Here is a 19310-nt window from a genome sequence, read left to right as displayed (position 1 = left end):
TCAGCTCTCCTTGTCGCTGACCAGGACCCCGGGGTAGCCGTCGGGGTCGTTGCGGTGGTCGTAGATTTCCTGGATGTGGAATTCGAGGTCGGTCAGCGCACCGTTTTCGTCGGCGTAGATGTCCTTGATCCGCAGGATTTCCGGCAGCGCCTGGCGGAAGGCCTGCATCAGCTGCGGATCGAAATGGCTGCCGGTCTGTGCGTCCATCAGGCGCAGCGCCTCGTCGAGCGGGAAGGCCGGCTTGTACGGGCGGACCGAGACGAGCGCGTCGAAGACGTCGGCGATGGCGACGATGCGTCCCTCGAGCGGGATCTCCTCGCCCTTGAGCCCGCGCGGATAGCCGCTGCCGTCCCATTTCTCGTGGTGGCAGAGGGCGATGATGCGGGCCGTCTCGAGCAGCTCGTTCTCGTGCTTGCCGATGATCTCGGCTCCCATGATCGGGTGCTGGTGCATGACCTTCCATTCCTCGGCGTCGAGCTTGCCCGGCTTGAGCAGGATCGCGTCGGGGATGCCGATCTTGCCGATGTCGTGCATCGGCGCCGTCTGGAAGATGATGCTCGCGGCTTCCTCGCCGAGGCCGTGGGCTTCGGCGATCAGGCGGGCGTAGTGGCTCATGCGCAGCACGTGGTTGCCGGTCTCGTTGTCCTTGAACTCGGCGGCCCGGCCGAGCCGGCGGATGATCTGCTGGCGCGTCGTCATCAGTTCCAGCGTGCGCTGGCGGACCATCCGCTCGAGTTCGCGCGACTGGTCGTAGAGCGCCAGGTGGGTACGCACCCGCGCCTTGACGATGGGCGGGCTGATCGGCTTGGTGATGTAGTCGACGGCGCCGATTTCGAGCCCGCGTTCCTCGTCTTCGGTGCTGGTCATCGCGGTGACGAAGATCACCGGGATCCGCCGCCGGTCGGGGTTGGCCTTGAGCCGGCGGCAGATTTCCAGGCCCGACAGCCCGGGCATCATGATGTCGAGCAGGATCAGGTCGGGCGGCTCGTCGGAATAGATGATCTTGAGCGCCTTCTCGCCCGAGGTGGCGACCCGGATGCGGTAATCGCCGGCGAGGACCTCGGTCAGGATGGTGATGTTTTCCGGGGTGTCGTCGACGACCAGGATGCTTTGTTTCGGGAGCAGGGGTGTCATGGTTGTTCGGCTTCGGGGTTGGGCGTTCCGGTGAGCTGCTTGAGGATCGCGGTGGCGGCTTCGAAATCGTAGTGGTTGATCCTGACCGACAGTTCGTCGACGACGGCAGCCGGGAATTTGTTCCGCAGGCCGCCGACCAGCGTTTCGAACTCGGCGACGGCACCGGCGTCGTCGTCGTCGAGCAGGCGCTGGAGGCGGGCCAGGCCGGCACTCAGGTCGGTTTCCGGCAGCGCGACGGCGGCGGGCGGTGCGGCGCGCCCGGCGATGATCGCGAAGACGGCGCCGAGGGCTTCGTCGAGCAGGCCGATCAGCGCGTCGATGCGGCGGATGGCGTCGGGTTGCTGGCGCAGGCACTGTTCGAGGTCGCCGGCCAGTCCGGCCAGACGGCCGGCGCCGATGTTGCCGGCCAGCCCGCGCATGGTGTGGGCGAGCAGCAGCATTTCGTCGAGGCGGCCGTGGGCGTGGGCGGCACGCAAGCGTTCGAGGAAGTCGCGCTGGTCGTCGGCGAAGCGGTTGAGCAGGCGGGCGTGCAGTTGCGGCTTGCCGCCCAGGCGGGCGATCGCGCCGGCGGCGTCGATCGCCGCGTCGGCCGGCGGCTCGCCCACCTCGGCCGGCGCCGGCGCCGCGCCGGGGGCGTCGCCGAGCCAGCGGGCCAGCGTCGCGCGCAGCACGGCGACGTCGATCGGCTTGGCGACATGGTCGTCCATGCCGGCGGCGAGGCAGCGTTCGCGGTCGGCGGCGAGCGCGTTGGCGGTCATCGCGATGATCGGCAGCGATTTCAGCGCCGGATTCTCGCGGATCCGCCGGGTCGCCTCGTAGCCGTCCATCACCGGCATCTGGCAGTCCATCAGGACCAGGTCGAATTTGCCGGCTTCGACGCGGTCGACCGCAATCGCCCCGTTCTCGGCAGTGGCCACGCTCAGACCGAAGCTGCCGAGCATTTCCTCGGCCAGCTCGCGATTAACCTCGTTGTCCTCGACCAGCAGCACCCGCCGTCCGCTCAGCGTTGCCGTCGTCGCCGGTGCCGGCAGCGCTTCGGGAACGCCCGGCGCGCGATGCAGCGCGAGCATGATGCAGTCGAACAGCGACGACGGCGTCGCCGGCTTGCCGAGGATCGCGCTGACCGTGTGCGGGCGCAGCGCCTCGCGCAATTCGTCATGGTCGTGGGCGGTGATCATGATCACCGGCAGCGGGTCGCCGCCGGCATCGTCGCGGCGGATCGCGCCGACCAGTTCGACGCCGTCCATGCCCGGCATCTTCCAGTCGATCAGCAGCAGGCCGAAGGGCTGGCCGGCCTGGCGGGCGGCGGCCAGCTCGACCAGGGCCTCGGCGCCGCCGGCGGCGACCCGGCAGTCGATGCCGAGCGCGGCGAGCTGGTGGGCGAAGACTTCGCGGGCGCCCGGGCTGTCATCGACGACCAGGGTGCGCAGGTGTTCGGGCAGGCCGAGCCGGCGCGGCGTCTCGACCTCGCTGCCGGCGAGCTCGAAGGGCAGTTCGAAGATGAAGCGGCTGCCGACGCCGGGCGTGCTGGTCACCGAGATGTGGCCGCCGAGCAGGTCGACGATGCGCTTGCAGATCGACAGCCCGAGGCCGGTGCCGCCGTAGCGGCGGGTGGTCGAGCTGTCGGCCTGGGTGAAGGCGGTGAACAGGTCGGTCTGCTGTTCCTCGGTCATGCCGATGCCCGTGTCGCGGACCTCGAAGCGCAGGCGGACGCTGGTTTCCGTGCGTTCGAGCAGGTCGACCGTGACCGTCACGTCGCCCTGGTCGGTGAACTTGATCGCGTTGCCGACCAGGTTGAGCAGCACCTGGCCGAGGCGCAGCGGGTCGCCGACGAGATGATCCGGCACTTCCGGGGCGAGGTCGAAGAGCAGTTCGAGGCCGCGTTCGCGGGCGCGGATCGTGCTCAGGTCGCCGAGGTGCTGGAGGGCCGCGTCGAGGCTGAAGACGGTGCGCTCGAAGCGCATCATCCCGGCCTCGATCTTCGACAGGTCGAGGATGTCGTTGATGATGCCGAGCAGGCCCTTGGCTGCCGCGTCGACCTTGTTCAGGTAGTTGCGCTGGCGGTTGTCGAGCTCGGTCTGCAGCGCCAGGTGGGTCATGCCGATGATTGCGTTCATCGGCGTCCGGATCTCGTGGCTCATGTTGGCCAGGAAGTCGGCCTTGGCCGCCGCCGCCGATTCGGCCGCGGCGCGGGCGCGTTCGGCCTCGCGCTCGGCGTCCTTCTGCGGCGTGATGTCGACGATGACGCCGATCAGTCCGCCCGGCGTGCCGTCCGGCGAGCGGAAGGCGCTCACTGCGTAGAGCGTGTCGCGCAGCGCGCCGTCGGCCCGGCGCATCGTCGTGACCTTGAGGCTGCGGCCGCATTCGGCGATCAGCCGCTCGTCCTCGGCCTGGTAGGCGAGGCGTTGCTCTTCCGGCAGGAAGTCGAGATCGACCACGCGCTTGCCGATGAACTGGCCGCGGTCGGTGCCGAAGAACTCCTCGTAGGCGCGGTTGCAGCCGAGGAAGCGGGTGTGCTCGCCCTTGTAGAAGATCGGGTTGGGAATGGTGTCGAGCAGGGCCCGCAGGAAGGCGAACTGGCGCACCAGCTCGACCTCGATCTCGCGCCGGTCGGTGATGTCGAGGACGGTGACCAGCAGCGAGGCGACGGCGCCGGCTTCATCACGCACGGCGGCGACCTGGACGTCGCCCCAGCGGCTGCCGCCCTCGGCGTCGATGAACTCGAACTCGCTGCGCAGGCCGGCCCCGTCGCCGGCGAGCAGGCCGGACAGCGCCTGCGCCATGCGCTCCTCCTCGGCCGGTGCCAGGCACAGGCCGTGTACGTCGCGCAGGCTGTCGAGCGGGTGTTCGACGAAGGCGGCGAAGGCGCGGTTGATCTCGGTCGGGCGGCGCTCGCCATCGAGGCTGACGATGCCGACCGCGGCGTTGTCGAAGACGGCGCGGAAGAAGGCCTCGCGCTGGCGCAGGTTCTCCTCGCTCTGGCGCAGCGCGTGCGTGCGCATCGCCACCGTCTGTTCGAGGTCGGCGTTGATTCCCTGCAGCGCCTGGCGGCCCGATTGCAGTTGCTGGCGCATGTCCTCGAGCGCGTCGGCGAGCTGGACCACCTCGCGCCAGGGGGCGCCGGTGACCACCGGCATGTCGAGTTCCTGGCGGCCGATGCGCTGGCTTTCGGCGGTCAGTTCGGCGAGCGGCTCGCCGAAGCGGCGGGCGATGCTGACGGCGACGGCGACGCCGAGGCCGAGCGCGATGAGCAGGATGACCGCAAGGACGACCAGGTCGCTGCCGGAAATCGGCACGAAATCCTGCTCGGGGGCGACGACGCCGAGCCAGACACCGGTGCGGGCCGCGTCGAGATGGGTGAACCGGCTCAGCCAGCGGCCGTCGGGGCGGTCGAAGGCGTGCAGGCGGTCGAGCGGCTGCGGGTCTGCGTGCCACAGCCGGTAGGCCTCGGCGAGTTCGGCGAAGCCGAGTTCCTCCGGCGGCTTGAGCAGGGCGGCGTTGATCGCGGCGGCGTCGACGAAGCGCGGATCGCGCGGCGGCGCGATCAGGCGGCCGTCGCCGAGCAGCAGGGCGGCCTGGCCGCGTTCGCCGAGGCTGAGGCTGGTGGTGAATTCGGCGATTTCGCCGAGGCGCACGTCGTGGGCGATGACGTAGCGGGTGCCGGCGGCGTCCTGCCAGCGCATCGTCGCGGTGACGCCGGGTTCGCGGCTGGTGAAGAAGATGTAGGGCTGGGTCCAGTGCACCGCGTTGTCTTCGGTGAGCGCCATGGCGCCCTTGAACCACGGCCGCTGGCGCGGATCGTAGTCGCTCTCGCGGACCTCGACGTGCTCGATCCGGCGCTGCGCGTTCCAGGTGATCCAGTAGGTCTGGCGGCCCCATTCGGCGGGATTGCTGATGCGGTTGATCCAGCCGCCGTCGGGGCGCGTGCGCATGAAGAATTCGCGTCCGTGCTCGTCGGCGAAGATCACCGAGTCGATCTTGTCGTGGTTGGCGAGCAGCGCGAAGAAGAACTCGTTGAAGCGGACCAGGTCGCTATGGTCGAGGCGGGCATCGACGCCCCAGCCCTGGCTGCTGCGCAGGGTCACCTCGACCGAGTGGAGCAGGCTGCCGTAGCGCGATTCGAGCTGTTCCGAGGCGAGCAGCAATTGGGCCTCGGCCAGGCGGTTGACCGTCGGCTTGCCGATCAGCTGGACGATGCCGACGGTGAAGGCGGCGAGCGCGAGCAGGATCAGCAGTCCGATGCGCAGCACCAGACTGTAGGCGAACCCCGGTTTTCCGAACGCAATGCCGCGCAAGGCGATTCCTCCCGACTGCCGCTCCCCGAAATGTCCAGGCTGGCCTGTCCCGGCCGCTCCCGGGCAGCATAACCAAGGGCCGCCGGGCTTTCAAGGAAAGATCAGGGAATTACGGTAATCGCCGGTGGCTGGCCGATGTACTCGAGGCGCTTGTGCAGCGCCGCGGTGACCTCGATGCGCTGGTCGCGGTCTACGCGCAGCACCAGTTCGCTGCCCATCTTGCGCGCCATCTCGCGCCAGCCGTCGGGGCCGGCGATGAAGATCGGCTTCGAGCTGGCGTCGGAGAGCGTGCCGGCCTGCGCTCCGGCCGGGATGAGCACGGTCACCGCCTGGGTGTGGTCGACCGGACGGGCGCTGCGCGGATCGATCAGGTGCGAATAGCGGCGGCCGTCGAGTTCGAAGTAGCGCTGGTAGTCGCCGGAGGTGCCGATCGCCTCGCCGTCGTCGAGCATCACCGTGGCCAGCGGGCCGGGCTGGCGCGGGTGCTGGATGCCGACCCGCCACTTGCGGCCGTCCTTGCTGCCGAGCGCCATGACGTTGCCGCCGATGTTGATCAGTGCGTTGTTGATGCCCTGGCTGCGCAGGATGGCGGCAGCGCGGTCGAGCGCGACGCCCTTGAGGTAGCCGCCGAAGTCGAGCGCCAGCGCGCGCTTGCGGCTGGACACGGTGGTGCCGTCGATGACCAGGTCGGCCACCGAGGGCTGCTGCTGCTGCCACGCGGCGAGTGCCTGCGGGTCGGGCAGGCGGGCGACGAATTCCTCGGCGTGGAAGCCCCACAGCTTGATCAGCGCGCCGATGCCCGGATCGAACAGGTGGTCGCCGCGCGCCGACAGCGCCTGCGCCTCGCGCATGAACTCGGCCAGCTCGGGCGTCACCGTCTGCGTCCGGCCGGCGGCGATGGCGTCGTTCACCGCGGTCAGCTCGGACGGCTGCCAGGCGTGGTAGGCCCGGTGCATGCGGTCGAATTCGCGGAGCACGGCGGCGATTGCCTTGCGCCCCTGTTCCGGGTCGGGATCGACGACGATGACCTCGACCCGGGTGCCGAAAACGAAGGCCTGCTGCTCCTGCAGCGGCGTCTTGCCGCAGCCGGCGACGGCCAGGGCGAGGAGGAGGATCAGGAAATGCCGCATGCGTGCTCGATCGCGGTGATGGTGGCGCCGGCGGCGTCGAAGCCGCTTTGCTGGCGGATTTCGGCGAGGCCGGCGGGGTGGCTGACGTTGATCCCGGTGAGCGCGTCGCCGATCACGTCGAGGCCGACGATGAGCAGGCCGCGCTTGAGCAGCAGCGGGCCGAGCGTCTCGGCGATCGCGCGTTCGCCGGGCGACAGTTCCTGGGCGACGCCGGTGCCGCCGGCGGCCAGGCTGCCGCGCGTCTCGCCGGCGCGGGGGATGCGCGCCAGGCACCAGGGTACGACCTTGCCGCCGATCAGCAGGATGCGCTTGTCGCCCTGGGCGATCGCCGGCAGGTAGCGCTGGGCAATGACGGTACGCCGGCCGTTGTCGGTCAGCGTCTCGACGACGACGTTGCGGTTCGGATCGTTGCGATGGACGCGGAAGACGCGGACCTTGGCGCCGCCATCGACCGGTTTGACGACGACGTCGCGCTGCTCGTCGATGAACTCGTGCAGGCGCGAGGGATCGCGACTGATCACGGTCGACGGGGCAAATTGGGGAAATTCCGCGATCGCGATCTTTTCCGAATGCTCGCGCAAGGCCCGCGGCCGGTTGAAGACGCGCAGGCCCTCGGCCTCGGCGCGCTCGAGCAGCCAGGTGACGGCAAGGAATTCGCCGTCGGCCGGCGGCTCGAGGCAGACGACGACGGCGTCGAGGCTGCGCAGCGGCCGCCAGGCGCGGCCGGTCTCGCGGTACCAGTCGTGGTCGTCGGGGCGCAGGTGGAGGTGGATCAGCTCGCCGAAGCAGCCGCCGGGATGGCCGTCTTCCGGCTTGCGCCAGCCCAGGCTCGGGGTTTCGATGGCGAACACTTCGTGACCGTGGCTCTGCGCCGCGCGCATCAGCGCCACCGCCGGATCGTTGAAGGCGTGCCGGCTGGCCAGCGGATCGACGACGAAACCGAGCGCCAGGCTGACGCCCTTGCCCGAGATTTCCTTGGCGAAGCTCAGCTGCATCGCGGCGTCCTCCGGTTCAGGTGTTGGCCTTCTGGGCGCTGTCGACGAAGCGGTAGTCGCCGGCGATCAGCGGCAGCGGCGGTGCCGGCAGGGCGGCCCGCCAGGCAGCGGCGAAAGCGGCCGGGAGCTGCGCCAGGCCGGCCTCGATCTTGGCCAGGTAGCCGGCCGGCACCGGCGGCAGTTGCGCCGGCAGCGGCCGTTCGTCGATGAAAACGCGGGCCGCCAGCGACTCGCCGGTGGCACTCAGGCAGGTCAGCCGGCAGGCGGTATAGCCCTTCTCGCGCAGGCACAGGCGGGCGAACTCGGCGTCGTCGATGGCGAGCAGGCAGCCGGGCACCGTCGCCGCCGGATCGGCGACCAGGTTGAGGAAGCTGGCGTCGATCTCGCCGCAGGCGTCGGTGGCGATGCGGTGGATCGAGTTCCAGGCCAGCCGATAGCCGGCGAGGCTGGCCGGGACCAGCTGCCCGGGCGCCGGCCGCCGTTGCAGCGCGCGTTCGGCGCTGTCCGGGTTGAGCAGGGAGCCGTAGACGAAGAGTTGCATCGGCCGCCTCAGTCGAGGATTTCCAGGGCGAGGACGGCCCGGCCGAGGGCGGCGGGGATGTCCGCGGCGGCCTCGCTGCGCGCCAGCACCGCCTGTTCCCGGGCGCTCGGGCGGGCAGCACGGGCCTCGGCCAGGCGCGCCGCCCAGTCTTCGCCGCGCAGGCCGGCGGCCAGGGTCGCTTCCAGGCAGAGCGCGAAGCGCTTCTTGTGCGAACCGGTGCGTGCCAGGATGGCCAGGCCTTCACCGCAGGCGTCGGCGGCGGCATCGACATCGGCACCGGGAAGATCGAGCAGGGCGCGGCAGAGGTGGGCGAGCGCCAGGTTGTGCAGGGCCACCGGCAGTTCGTCGAGGTCGGCGATGCGCCGCTTGAGGTCGACCGCCAGGCTGGCGTACTCGAGCGCCTCGGCGAGCCGGCGGGCGGCCTCGTCGCGCGCGCCGAGCCCGGCCAGCGCCGCCTTGCGGCTGACGTAGGCGAGATTGGTCAGCGAGCCGCTGTACCACTTCAGCTGGATGCCGGGGATCGCCAGCGCCTGGCGGTGCTCGGCGATGGCTTCCGGATAGCGGCCGGCGGCGTCGAGGTAGAGGGCACGGTAGTTGTGCAGGCGCCAGTAGGCTTCCGGCTCGCCCGGGCAGCGCGCCAGTTCGCCGGCGGCGGCGGCGAGCCAGGCGCGTCCCTGGTCGAGGGCGTCGGGCGGCTGTGCCGAGTAGCACAGCCAGGCGCCTTCGAGCAGCGCCGCGACGCGGATGCCCGGGCGTTGCTCGAGGTGCTCGCTGGCCAGCAGGTCCCCGATCGCGGCGAGGCCGGCGGCGGCGTCGCCCTGGCGTTCGTGCAGGCGCGCCAGGCGGATGCCGGCGAACAGCGGGTCGATGCTCGCCAGCTTGCCCCAGACGGCGCTGGCCGCGGCGTAGAAGCCGCCGACTTCGAGCAGCCGGGCGAGGCGGCCGAGCGTCTCGGTGTCGAAGGCGTTGAAGCGGGTTAGCGCCAGGACTTCGCCGGCCAGCGGGCGGCTGGCGCCGGCGTCGTCGATCACCCGCGGCAGCAGTCGGGCGAGCTGGCCGGCCTCCGGCCCGGCACCGAATTCCTGGCGGGCGAGGTGGGCGAACATCGGGTAGTGCTCGCCGCGGTCGAGGCTGGCCAGGGTTTCGCCGATCAGCATCTTCAGTTGCTGCTTGAGGTTCTGCTGCAGGCGCGGGTCGTCGTCGGCGCGGTCGTGCAGGACGGCCAGCGCATTGACCGTGCACAGCAGGGCGCAGGGGTCGCCGTCGTGGAGGAAGCGGCGCGGATCGCTGATCAGCAGCTGGCGGGCGCGGGCGGCGAGATTGCGGGCGTCGGCCAGGGTCGCGGCGGCAAGGTCGTCGGGCAGGCGCAGCAGTTCGATCTGGTCGGCGTCCATCTCGAGGTAGCCGTAGTCGTTGCGGCAACGGGCGAGGAAGCGATGCACGCCGTCCTGCTCGGCTTCGCCGGCGAAGCTGCGCACCAGGCGCAGGAAGGCATTCTCGGAAAAACAGGCGGGGCCGGTGGCATCGGTCAGCGGACAGGCCATGATCCGCTGCAGCGGAAAGCTGGCGACGCGCAGCATCTGCACCAGGCGGCGTTCGCCGGCGGCGAGGGCGCTCGCCGGGGCCTGCGCGTTGCCGCCGCGGCGGCGCGCAGGCGGTGCTTCCAGCTGCAGGCGCGGGCGGCCCTGCAGCGCGGCGCGGACGGCGGCGGCCTCGTCGGCGCGGACATGCAGGCGCAGCCGGCTGCCGTCGGCGAGCTGGGCTTCAAACAGCGGCAGCAGGATGTCCCAGAAGACTTCGGCGCTGTTTTCCGGCGACGGCAGCCCGGGATTCCAGACGCTGACCAGCGGCGTCCGGGCGAGACCGTTGAGGCGGCCCCAGGCGCGCGCCTGGCGCATGATCCGGGCCGGCCGCAGGTGGAAGCGGTGGGTCATGTCGCGGAAGCCGTCGACCATGTCGCCGAGTTCCTGCGACAGCAGCGACATCCGCCGCGAGCCGGCGGCGATGGCGGCGAGGACGACGTAGGCCAGCAGCGAGCCGCCGACGACCAGGTAGAGCCGCGGCGTCGGCGCGTCCTCGAGGAGCAGGTCGTAGATGCCGTTGCCGAGGATGGCGAACAGGCCGAGCGGCAGCAGCAGCGCCAGGACCGCCAGCGTCGTGCCCCAGATCGAGAGCAGGCGGGCGTTGGGAATCTGCGAGAGTTCGCCGGCGAAGCAGCGGGCGGCGTCTTCCTCGGGTAGCGAGAGCAGCCAGCCGCTGGCGTCGAGGGCGGCGAAGCGGGTCGGTGGCGGCTGTTCGCGCCAGTCGTCGGCGACCTCGACGCGGATCATGGATCCAGGCGGGTGTTGGCCAGTTCGACGGCGGCGGCGAGGCAGGCCAGGCGGGCGACGACGCCGTAGGCGTAGAAGCGGTTGGGCGGCGAGTCGGGGTTGCCGCAGCGGTAGTCGGGCAGGTTGCAACCGGTCTCGAAGGCGAGCGGTTCGAAGTGCATGCCCGGGGCGTTCAGGTTCTCGTCCTTGCCGCGCCCGGTATGCACGCGGTAGAAGCCGCCGACGACGTAGCGGTCGATCATGTACACGACCGGTTCGGCGACCGCCTCGTGCACCGTCTCGAAGGAGTGCACGCCTTCCTGGATCAGCACCTCGGAGACTTCCAGGCCTTCCTTGACCACGCTCATCTTGTTGCGCTGCTTGCGGTTGAGCGCGATCAGCTCGTCGGCGTCGCGCACCGTCATCACGCCCATGCCGTAGGTGCCGGCGTCGGCCTTGACGACGACGTAGGGCGTCTCGGTGATGCCGTATTCGCGGTATTTCTCGCGCACGATGTCGAGCACCGCGCTGACGTTGGCGACCAGGCATTCCTCGCCCTGGCGCTCATGGAAGTTGATCGAGCGGCAGACCGAGAAGGCCGGGTTGATGCGCCAGGGGTCGATGCCGATCTCGCGGGCGAAGTCGTTGGCGACCTGGTCGTAGGCGGCGAAATGGTTGGACTTGCGGCGCACTGCCCAGCCGGCGTGCAGCGGCGGCAGCACGTATTGTTCGTCGAGATCCCTGAGCAGCTCGGGAATGCCCGCCGAGAGGTCGTTGTTGAGCAGGATGGCGCAGGGCTCGAAGCCGTCGACGCCGATCCGGTTGCCCTGGCGGCGCAGCGGCTCGAGCAGCAATTTCTGCCCGTTGGCCAGGTCGACCGTGGTCGGTCCGTCGAGATCGGGAATCAGCGAGCCGATGCGCACTTCGAGGCCGGTCTGCTTGAGGACGGCGGCGATCTGGGCGACGTTCTGCAGGTAGAACTGGTTGCGCGTGTGGTTCTCGGGGATCAGCAGCAGACGGCGGGCTTCCGGGCAGAACTTCTCGATCGCGCTCATCGCCGCCTGCACGCAGAGCGGCAGGAAGGCCGGGTTGAGGTTGTTGAAGCCGCCGGGGAACAGGTTGGTATCGACCGGCGCCAGCTTGAAGCCGGAGTTGCGCAGGTCGACCGAGGAATAGAAGGGCGGCGTGTATTCCTGCCACTGGCCGCGCAGCCATTGCTCGATCTGCGGACTGGCTTCGAGGAAGCGGCGTTCGAGTTCGAGGAGCGGACCGCTCAGGGCGGTCGTCAGATGGGGGACCATGGGTGCTGTCTCCGTGGGGGCTGGCGCGTTATTGTCGGCCGCGATGTTACACCTGCGGTGCACAAAAATGGACCGGCAGCCACGGTCGACCGTGCAAAAAGGGTAAAATCCGGCCCTCTCTGAAATACTCGCCGGATCGGAAAACGTCGTGCTCGTCGCCGCCAACATCACCATGCAATTCGGGGCCAAGCCCCTCTTCGAAAACGTCAACGTCAAGTTCGGCGAAGGCTACCGCTACGGCCTGATCGGCGCCAACGGCGCCGGCAAGTCGACCTTCATGAAGATCCTCTGCGGCGCCCTCGAACCGTCGGCCGGCAACGTCTCCAAGGACGTCAACGAGCGCATGGCCTACCTCAAGCAGGACCAGTTCGCCTACGAAGACATGCGCGTCCTCGACGTGGTCATGATGGGTCACGAGGAACTGTGGAGCGCCATCCAGGAACGCGACGCCATCTACGCCAACCCGGAAGCTTCCGAGGACGACTACATGCGCGCCGCCGAACTCGAAGGCAAGGTCGGCGAGTACGACGGCTACACCGCCGAATCGCGCGCCGGCGAGCTGCTGCTCGGCGTCGGCATCCCGACCGAACAGCACAATGGCCCGATGAGCGAGGTCGCGCCCGGCTGGAAGCTGCGCGTGCTGCTCTGCCAGGCCCTGTTCGCCAATCCGGACATCCTGCTGCTCGACGAACCGACCAACAACCTCGACATCAACACCATCCGCTGGCTGGAAGACGTGCTCAACAACCGTGACTCGACGATGATCATCATCTCCCACGACCGTCACTTCCTGAACCAGGTGTGCACCCACATGGCCGATCTGGACTACGGCAAGATCACCACCTACGCCGGCAACTACGACGACTTCATGGAAGCCGCGCAGCAGGCCCGCGAACGCCAGTCGCAGGCCAACGCCAAGGCCAAGGAACGCATCGCCGAACTGCAGACCTTCGTCCGCCGCTTCTCGGCCAACGCTTCCAAGGCCAAGCAGGCGACCAGCCGCCTCAAGCTGATCGACAAGCTCAAGCCGGAAGACGTCAAGCCGTCGTCGCGCCAGTACCCGTGGATCCGCTTCGACTACGACGAGAAGCAGAAGCTGCACCGCCAGGCCGTCGAGATCGAGAACCTGACCTTCGCCTACCCGGGCGGCGAGCGCAAGATCTTCGACAACCTGACGCTGACCATCAACGGCGGCGAGAAGATCGCCGTGATCGGCGAGAACGGCGTCGGCAAGACGACCTTCCTGAAGCTGCTGATGGGCGAGCTGCAACCGTCCTACGGCACGCTGAAGTGGGCCGAGAAGGCCAGGTGCGGCTACTACGCGCAGGACCACAGCGCCGAGTTCGCCAACGGCGAGAGCCTGACCGACTGGATCGCCGGCTATGCCCGCGCCACCATCGAGGACGGCGGCGACCTGGAAACGCTGATCCGCGGCACGCTCGGCCGCCTGCTCTTCTCCGGCGACGAGCAGAAGAAGCCGGTGAACGTGATTTCCGGCGGCGAGCAGGGCCGCATGCTGTTCGGCAAGCTGATGCTGCAGAAGCCGAACGTGCTGATCCTCGACGAACCGACCAACCACCTCGACATGGAATCGATCGAGGCGCTCAACGCCGGCCTCGAGAAGTTCGCCGGCACGCTGGTCTTCGTCTCGCACGACCGCGAGTTCGTCTCCTCGCTGGCGACCCGCGTGCTCGAGGTCAAGGGCGACGGCCGCATCGTCGATTACCTCGGCGGTTACGAGGATTACCTGGCGTCGCAAGGCCTCGGCTGAGGCATTTTTGCCCGTTCGCGGGCGTCGACCGTCAACGGCCCGGCCCCGGCCGGCATTCAGGCGCTGCTGCTGCGGATGCAGTCGCGGCCGTCGTGCTTGGCTGTGTACATCAGCCGGTCGGCCTCGCGGACCAGCGTGGCGAGATCGGCCGGCGGCGTCGCGAAGCTGGCGACGCCGATGCTGAAGGTGACCGGCCAGTCGTCTTCGCGCATTGCCTCGAGCAGGCGTTCGCGCAGCGCGGCGGCGTAGTCGGCGGCGGCCGCGGCGCCGGTGCCGGGGAGGATCAGCGCGAATTCGTCGCCGCCGAGGCGGCCGGCCAGGTCGCTGGCGCGCAGGCGTTCGCGGAGTACGGCGGCGACCCGGGCGAGCAGCCGGTCGCCGGTTTCATGCCCGAAACGGTCGTTGACCGTCTTGAAGTGGTCGAGGTCGATGAACAGCGCGCTGACCGGGATCGCCTGGCGGCGCGTCATGTTGAGCAGGAGTTCGCCATCCTGGTGGAAGCCGAGCCGGTTGGCCAGGCCGGTCAGCTTGTCCTGGCGGGCGAGCCGGGTTTCGCGTTCGAGGATGCCGCGCATCCGCGCGAGCAGCCAGACGGCGCCGCCGAGGATGCTGATCCGGACCAGGGTGTTGAAGAGCAGCGGCCAGCGGTCGCTGCCTTCGCCGCCGAGCTGGCGGTCGGCCAGGTACCAGAGGACGACGGTGAGTACGGCGAGGACGTAGGCGCGGCGGATGCTGACGAACCAGGCGACGACCAGTACCGGCAGGATGAAGAAGAGGTGGAACTCGTAGCCCAGCCCGCTCAGCAGGTGCAGGTAGCCGACCGCCCCGACGCAGGCCAGCGAGGCGCTCCAGAGGCCGATCTGGGCGAGCCGCCCGGGGCGGCTGAGGATGATTCGACGCAGGTTCATGGCGCCATGTTCGGGGATTCGTCGCCGGCAATCAACCGCCCGGCCGCCGATTCCTGAAAATTGCCGAAATCCGACGGTCGACCGTCGGATTTCGGCAATTTCACGCGCCGCGCGACAGCCAGCGTTTTTCCGCTTCCATCAGCAGGAAGACGGCGCCACCGATGAGCAGCGAGAGCAGCCAGTGGCGTGCGTCGAGCGGGGTGGTGGCGAAGGCGGCCTGCAGCGGCGGCAGGTAGATGAAGGCGAGCTGCAGCGCGAGCAGCACGGCGACGGCGATCCACGCCGCCGGATTGGCGAAGAGCAGTGCCGGGCGCAGGCTGGCGGCGTGCAGGAAGCGGGCGTTGAAGAGATAGAAGGCCTGGGCGACGACCAGGGTGTGCACCGCCATCGTCCGCGCCTGCTCGAGCGGCATGCCGCGCGCCAGTTCGGCCTCGAAGACGGCGATCGTGGCACCGCCGATGAGCAGCGAGACGAGCACCAGCCGCCACAGGAAGGCGGCGTTGAGCAGCGGCGTTCCCGGCTGACGCGGCGGCCGCTGCATGATGCCCGGCTCGGCCGGTTCGAAGGCGAGGGCCAGCGCCAGGGTGACGGCGACGATCATGTTCACCCACAGGATCTGCACCGGGGTCAGCGGCAGGGTCAGCCCGAAGACCACCGCCGCCAGCATCACCAGGCCCTGGCCGCCGTTGGTCGGCAGGATGAAGAGGATGGCCTTCTTGAGGTTGTCGTAGATGGTCCGGCCTTCCTCGACGGCGCGCTCGATCGACGAGAAATTGTCGTCGGCGAGGACGATGTCGGCGGCTTCCTTGGTCGCCTCGGTGCCCTTGATGCCCATGGCCACGCCGACGTCGGCGCGCTTCAGCGCGGGCGCGTCGTTGACCCCGTCGCCGGTCATCGCGACGACCTCGCCGTTGGCCTGCAGCGCCTTGACGATGCGCAGCTTGTGCTCGGGGCTGGTGCGGGCAAAGATGTCGCACTCGGCGACCAGGCGGCGCAGGGTCGCGTCGTCGGCGGCCTCGAGCTCGGCGCCGCTGACCACGCGCAGCGTCGCGGCGTCGCCGATGCCCATCTCGAGGCCGATGGCGCGGGCGGTGCCGGCGTGGTCGCCGGTGATCATCTTGACCCGGATGCCGGCGCTGCGGCACGAGGCGATCGCTGCCACCGCCTCCGGCCGCGGCGGGTCGATGATGCCGACCAGGCCGAGGAAGACCATGCCCTGCTCGAGGTCGTCGATGCCCAGGTGGTCGCGGCCGTCGTCGACGCGGCGGGCGGCCGCGGCGAGCACGCGCAGGCCTTCCTGGCTGAGGCGGTCGATCTCGCGCTCCCACCAGGCCCGGTCGAGCGGCACCGGCTGGCCGTCGGCGCCGAGTTCCCCGGTGCAGCGGTCGAGCAGGCGGTCGGGGGCGCCCTTGAGCAGGATCCGGCGCAGGCCGGCCGGCGTGCTCGCCAGCGTCGCCATGAACTTGTTCGCCGATTCGAAGGGAATCGTCGCCAGCCGCGCGTGGGCCTCGGCCGAAAAGCCGGCCTTGCAGGCCAGCGTGCGCAGGGCGCCTTCGGTCGGCTCGCCGGCGACGCACCACTGGCCGTCGTTTTCGGCGACCTCGCTGTCGTTGGCGACGGCGACCACTTCGATCAGCGCCTGCAGGTGGGCGTGCCCGGCCAGTTCGACCAGTTCGCCGTCGAGGGTGATCGTGCCGGCCGGCGCGTAACCGCTACCGCTGACCAGATAGCTGCCGGCGCGGGTGATCACGTGGCGGGCGGTCATCTCGTTCTTGGTCAGCGTGCCGGTCTTGTCCGAACAGATGACGGTGACCGCACCCAGCGTCTCGACCGCGGTCAGCCTGCGGGTGATCGCGTTGCGCCGGGCCATCCGCTGCACGCCGAGCGCCAGCGTGATCGTCAGGATCGCCGGCAGGCCTTCGGGAATGGCGGCGACGGCGAAGCCGATCGCGGCCAGGAACAGCTCGGCCAGCGCAAAGTCGTGCAGGCCGAGGCCGATCGCCAGCATCAGTGCGGCGAGGCCGACGATGAGCACCGACAGCTGCCGGCCGAACTGCGCCATTTCGCGGGTCAGCGGCGTCTGCAGGGTTTCGACTTCGGCGATCAGGCGGTTGATGCGGCCGATCTCGGTCGCCGCACCGGTGGCGACGACGACGCCGAGGCCGCGGCCGGCGGCGACCAGGGTGCCGGAAAAGGCCAGGCAGTGGCGGTCGCCGAGGCCGGCGTCGGCGGCGACCGGGTCGGGATGCTTGTCGCTCGGCAGCGATTCACCGGTCAGCGCCGACTCCTCGATGCGCAGGTTGATGCTGTCGAGCAGGCGCAAGTCGGCCGGGACGCGGTCGCCCGATTTCAGGCGGACGATGTCGCCGGGGACCAGCAGCTCGGCGTCGATCTGCTGCCAGCTGCCGTCGCGCAGCACCTGGGCGTGCGTGGACAGCATCCGGCGGATGCCGGCCAGCGCTGCTTCGGCCTTGCCTTCCTGGACGAAGCCGATGACCGCGTTGATGACGACGACGCCGAGGATGACCGCAGTGTCGAGTCCGTGGCCGAGGAGGGCGGTGATCGCGGCGGCGCCGATCAGAATCAGGATCAGGATGTCCTGGAAATGCCGGGCGAAGCGCTTCAGGACACCGTCGCGCGGCGCTGCCGGCAGGCGGTTGGGGCCGTGCGCGGCGAGCCGCCGGCCGGCCTCGTCGCTGCTCAGGCCGCCGTCGTCGGCGGCCAGGCCGGCCAGGACAAGGTCGCTGGCGACGGCGTGGGCGGGCTGGTCGGGCGGATTCATCGCGATGCCTCCGGCGCCGGTCGACTTACTGGCGGCTGCCCTCGGCAGCGAGGGTGCGGATGATGCGGACGCAGTCGAGGTCGGACTGGTGATAGGCCGACTTGACGTACTCGACGTAGGCCGCGTCCTCGCTGCCAGCCTGGTTGCCGAAGCCGGTGACGTAGCTGAAGCGCAGGAAGAGGCGGTCGGCCTCGGGTTCCTCGATGCGGATGGTCAGGCTGCCGCCGGCGTGCTGTTCGCCGGGTTCGATGGCGAAATGCACCGATTCCTCGGCGATCAGCGTCACCCGGTCGCGGATCCGGGCGGCGCCGAAGTCGAGCTCGCGCAGGGCGCTGTCGGGGCTGCGTTCGAGTAGTCTGCAGGCGGCGATGCCGGGCAGGAACAGCTGCGGGTTGTCCACCCGCTCGACCAGGCCAAGCCATAGCTGGCGTCGCGTCAGCGGTACGAGCAGCGGGTTGGCGGGGTCGTTGATGGCGATCAGGTGTTCGAAGTTCATGGGCGGATGGTAGCATCCTGACATGCAACTCGAACGTATCCTCCAACTTCACGGCTTCGGCACGCGCAAGTCCTGCCGGGCAATGATCCGCCACGAGCGGGTGGCGATCGGCGGTACGCCGGTCGACGACCCCTTTGCCGAAATCGCAACCGACGGCCTGGTGTTCACGGTCGACGGCGTCGATTGGCCATTTTCCGAATTCGCCACCGTGCTCATCAACAAGCCGGTCGGTTACGAGTGTTCGCGCAAGCCGCAGCACCACCCGTCGGTGCTCGAACTGCTGCCGTTGCCGCTGCGCGAGCGCGGCGTGCAGCCGATCGGCCGCCTTGACGAGGACACCACCGGCCTGCTCCTGATCACCGACGACGGCCAGCTCAACCACCAGCTGTCGTCGGGCAAGCGCAAGGTGCCCAAGGTCTACCTGGCGACGGTCAGGCATGCGCTCGACGCCGCCCAGATCGAGCAACTGCTGGCCGGCGTCCTGCTCCACGACGAGCCGGAACCGATTGCTGCCGCCGCTGCCGAAATCGTCGACGATCACCGTTTGCGCCTGACCGTGACCGAGGGCAAGTACCATCAGGTCAAGCGCATGGTCGCCGCTGTCGGCAACCGGGTCGAGGCGCTGCACCGCGAGTCGCTCGGCGGCCTGGCCTTGCCCGCCGACCTGGCGCCCGGTGCGTGGCGCTGGCTGACGCCGGCCGACTGGCAATCCCTGGGAGTGACGCGATGACCCTGACCGAGATGCGCTACATCGTTGCCCTGGCCCGCGATCGCCATTTCGGGCGCGCTGCCGAGGCCTGCCACGTCAGCCAGCCGACGCTGTCGGTGGCGCTGAAGAAGGTCGAAGGGCAGATCGGCGCGGCGCTGTTCGAGCGGACCGCGACCGATGTACGCATCACCTCGCTCGGCGAACGCATCGTCGAGCAGGCCCGGCGGGTTCTTGCCGAGGCGGTCAAGCTCGAGGAGATCGCCGAGGCCACCGGCGATCCGATGAGCGGCCAGTTGCGCGTCGGCATCATCTACACGATCGCGCCCTACCTGCTGCCGCAGCTGATCCCGGCGCTCAGCCGGCAGGCGCCGAAGATGCCGCTGTTCCTCAAGGAAGATTTCACCGCCAACCTGATTCCGGCGCTGAAATCCGGCGAGCTCGACGTCATCGTCATCGCGCTGCCCTTCGCCGAACCCGGTCTGGTCGCCCAGCCGGTTTACGACGAACCCTTCCGGGTGGTGGTCCCGGCCAATCACGCCTGGGTCGGCCGCGAGGCCATTCCGGCCGACGAACTCGACGGCCAGAACCTGCTCCTGCTCGGCCAGGGCAACTGCTTCCGTGATCAGGTGCTGGAATCCTGCCCGCGCCTGACCGGCCAGGATGCGCTCGAGCATTCGCTCGAAGGCAGCTCGCTGGAAACCATCCGCTACATGGTCGCCAGCGGCGCCGGCGTGGCGGTGATGCCGAGCACGGCGGCCGATCCGCTGGTCGACAAGGAGCCGATGGTGCACGTGCTGCCGTTTGCCGGTACGCCGCCGGCGCGCACGGTCGGGCTGGTCTGGCGGGTGACCTACCCGCGACCGCAGGCGATCGATGTCCTGCGCGCGGCGGTACTTTCCTGCCAGTTGCCTGGCGCAACACCGCGGCACTGAGGTTTCA

Annotated in this window: 13 protein-coding genes; 3 read left to right on the top strand and 10 right to left on the bottom strand. The window is 69.6% G+C overall.

Going from position 1 to position 19310, the window contains the following annotated elements:
- From DFR40_RS11610 to gshA, 7 genes are all read right to left on the bottom strand, one after another.
- Complete coding sequence (locus DFR40_RS11610; RefSeq protein ID WP_121458667.1) at positions 1-1134, bottom strand: HD-GYP domain-containing protein; 1134 nt, start codon at positions 1132-1134, stop codon at positions 1-3.
- Positions 1131-5429 (bottom strand): response regulator, encoded by a 4299-nt coding sequence (locus tag DFR40_RS11605; protein ID WP_121458666.1) that lies wholly within the window; start codon positions 5427-5429, stop codon positions 1131-1133. The genes DFR40_RS11610 and DFR40_RS11605 overlap by 4 nt, the downstream gene beginning before the upstream one ends.
- Before the next feature lie 101 nt (positions 5430-5530).
- Positions 5531-6559 carry an FAD:protein FMN transferase gene (locus DFR40_RS11600; protein WP_121458665.1) on the bottom strand — a complete coding sequence of 343 codons (1029 nt, stop codon included), beginning with the start codon at positions 6557-6559 and terminating at the stop codon, positions 5531-5533.
- Positions 6544-7554: a glutathione synthase gene (gene gshB / locus DFR40_RS11595; RefSeq protein ID WP_121458664.1), complete on the bottom strand. Its 1011-nt coding sequence runs from the start codon at positions 7552-7554 to the stop codon at positions 6544-6546. Before gshB ends, DFR40_RS11600 begins: the two co-directional genes overlap by 16 nt.
- Before the next feature lie 16 nt (positions 7555-7570).
- Positions 7571-8095, bottom strand: a complete 525-nt coding sequence (locus tag DFR40_RS11590; RefSeq protein ID WP_121458663.1) for a gamma-glutamylcyclotransferase family protein — start codon at positions 8093-8095, stop codon at positions 7571-7573.
- Positions 8096-8103: 8 nt separating this feature from the next.
- A complete protein-coding gene (locus DFR40_RS11585; RefSeq protein WP_121458662.1) occupies positions 8104-10425 on the bottom strand; it encodes a tetratricopeptide repeat protein in 2322 nt (773 codons plus the stop codon).
- Entirely contained in the window at positions 10422-11705 is a 1284-nt protein-coding gene (gene gshA / locus DFR40_RS11580; RefSeq protein WP_121458661.1) for a glutamate--cysteine ligase, read from the bottom strand. Before gshA ends, DFR40_RS11585 begins: the two co-directional genes overlap by 4 nt.
- 148 nt (positions 11706-11853) lie before the next feature.
- Between gshA and DFR40_RS11575 the strand changes: the two genes are divergently transcribed.
- On the top strand, positions 11854-13476 hold the full coding sequence (locus tag DFR40_RS11575) for an ABC-F family ATPase (protein ID WP_121458660.1): 1623 nt from the start codon (positions 11854-11856) through the stop codon (positions 13474-13476).
- Positions 13477-13532: 56 nt separating this feature from the next.
- Here DFR40_RS11575 and DFR40_RS11570 read toward each other — a convergent pair whose 3' ends face one another.
- From DFR40_RS11570 to DFR40_RS11560, 3 genes are all read right to left on the bottom strand, one after another.
- On the bottom strand, positions 13533-14384 hold the full coding sequence (locus tag DFR40_RS11570; RefSeq protein WP_121458659.1) for a GGDEF domain-containing protein: 852 nt from the start codon (positions 14382-14384) through the stop codon (positions 13533-13535).
- A gap of 100 nt (positions 14385-14484) precedes the next feature.
- On the bottom strand, positions 14485-17166 hold the full coding sequence (locus DFR40_RS11565; protein WP_121458658.1) for a cation-transporting P-type ATPase: 2682 nt from the start codon (positions 17164-17166) through the stop codon (positions 14485-14487).
- Between the two features lie 25 nt (positions 17167-17191).
- Complete coding sequence (locus DFR40_RS11560; RefSeq protein WP_121458657.1) at positions 17192-17662, bottom strand: SRPBCC family protein; 471 nt, start codon at positions 17660-17662, stop codon at positions 17192-17194.
- A 22-nt stretch (positions 17663-17684) separates the two neighbouring features.
- Here DFR40_RS11560 and DFR40_RS11555 point away from each other — a divergent pair, with 22 nt between their 5' ends.
- Together DFR40_RS11555 and DFR40_RS11550 are read left to right on the top strand one after the other, a co-directional pair.
- Positions 17685-18392 carry a 16S rRNA pseudouridine(516) synthase gene (locus DFR40_RS11555; RefSeq protein WP_121458656.1) on the top strand — a complete coding sequence of 236 codons (708 nt, stop codon included), beginning with the start codon at positions 17685-17687 and terminating at the stop codon, positions 18390-18392.
- Positions 18389-19303 (top strand): hydrogen peroxide-inducible genes activator, encoded by a 915-nt coding sequence (locus DFR40_RS11550; protein ID WP_121458655.1) that lies wholly within the window; start codon positions 18389-18391, stop codon positions 19301-19303. The genes DFR40_RS11555 and DFR40_RS11550 overlap by 4 nt, the downstream gene beginning before the upstream one ends.
- Positions 19304-19310 lie beyond the last annotated feature (7 nt).

The organism is Azonexus fungiphilus, assembly GCF_003634965.1.
GTDB classification, from domain to species: Bacteria; Pseudomonadota; Gammaproteobacteria; order Burkholderiales; family Rhodocyclaceae; genus Azonexus; species Azonexus fungiphilus.
This window is presented reverse-complemented; position numbering and strand designations above follow the sequence as displayed.

Coding starts and splice junctions, on each gene's coding strand:
- gshA (WP_121458661.1), bottom strand. CDS start 11,705: ATGGTCCCCCATCTGACGACCGCCCTGAGCGGTCCGCTCCTCGAACTC.
- DFR40_RS11585 (WP_121458662.1), bottom strand. CDS start 10,425: ATGATCCGCGTCGAGGTCGCCGACGACTGGCGCGAACAGCCGCCACCG.
- DFR40_RS11550 (WP_121458655.1), top strand. CDS start 18,389: ATGACCCTGACCGAGATGCGCTACATCGTTGCCCTGGCCCGCGATCGC.
- DFR40_RS11560 (WP_121458657.1), bottom strand. CDS start 17,662: ATGAACTTCGAACACCTGATCGCCATCAACGACCCCGCCAACCCGCTG.
- DFR40_RS11565 (WP_121458658.1), bottom strand. CDS start 17,166: ATGAATCCGCCCGACCAGCCCGCCCACGCCGTCGCCAGCGACCTTGTC.
- DFR40_RS11570 (WP_121458659.1), bottom strand. CDS start 14,384: ATGAACCTGCGTCGAATCATCCTCAGCCGCCCCGGGCGGCTCGCCCAG.
- DFR40_RS11555 (WP_121458656.1), top strand. CDS start 17,685: ATGCAACTCGAACGTATCCTCCAACTTCACGGCTTCGGCACGCGCAAG.
- DFR40_RS11600 (WP_121458665.1), bottom strand. CDS start 6,559: ATGCGGCATTTCCTGATCCTCCTCCTCGCCCTGGCCGTCGCCGGCTGC.
- DFR40_RS11590 (WP_121458663.1), bottom strand. CDS start 8,095: ATGCAACTCTTCGTCTACGGCTCCCTGCTCAACCCGGACAGCGCCGAA.
- gshB (WP_121458664.1), bottom strand. CDS start 7,554: ATGCAGCTGAGCTTCGCCAAGGAAATCTCGGGCAAGGGCGTCAGCCTG.
- DFR40_RS11610 (WP_121458667.1), bottom strand. CDS start 1,134: ATGACACCCCTGCTCCCGAAACAAAGCATCCTGGTCGTCGACGACACC.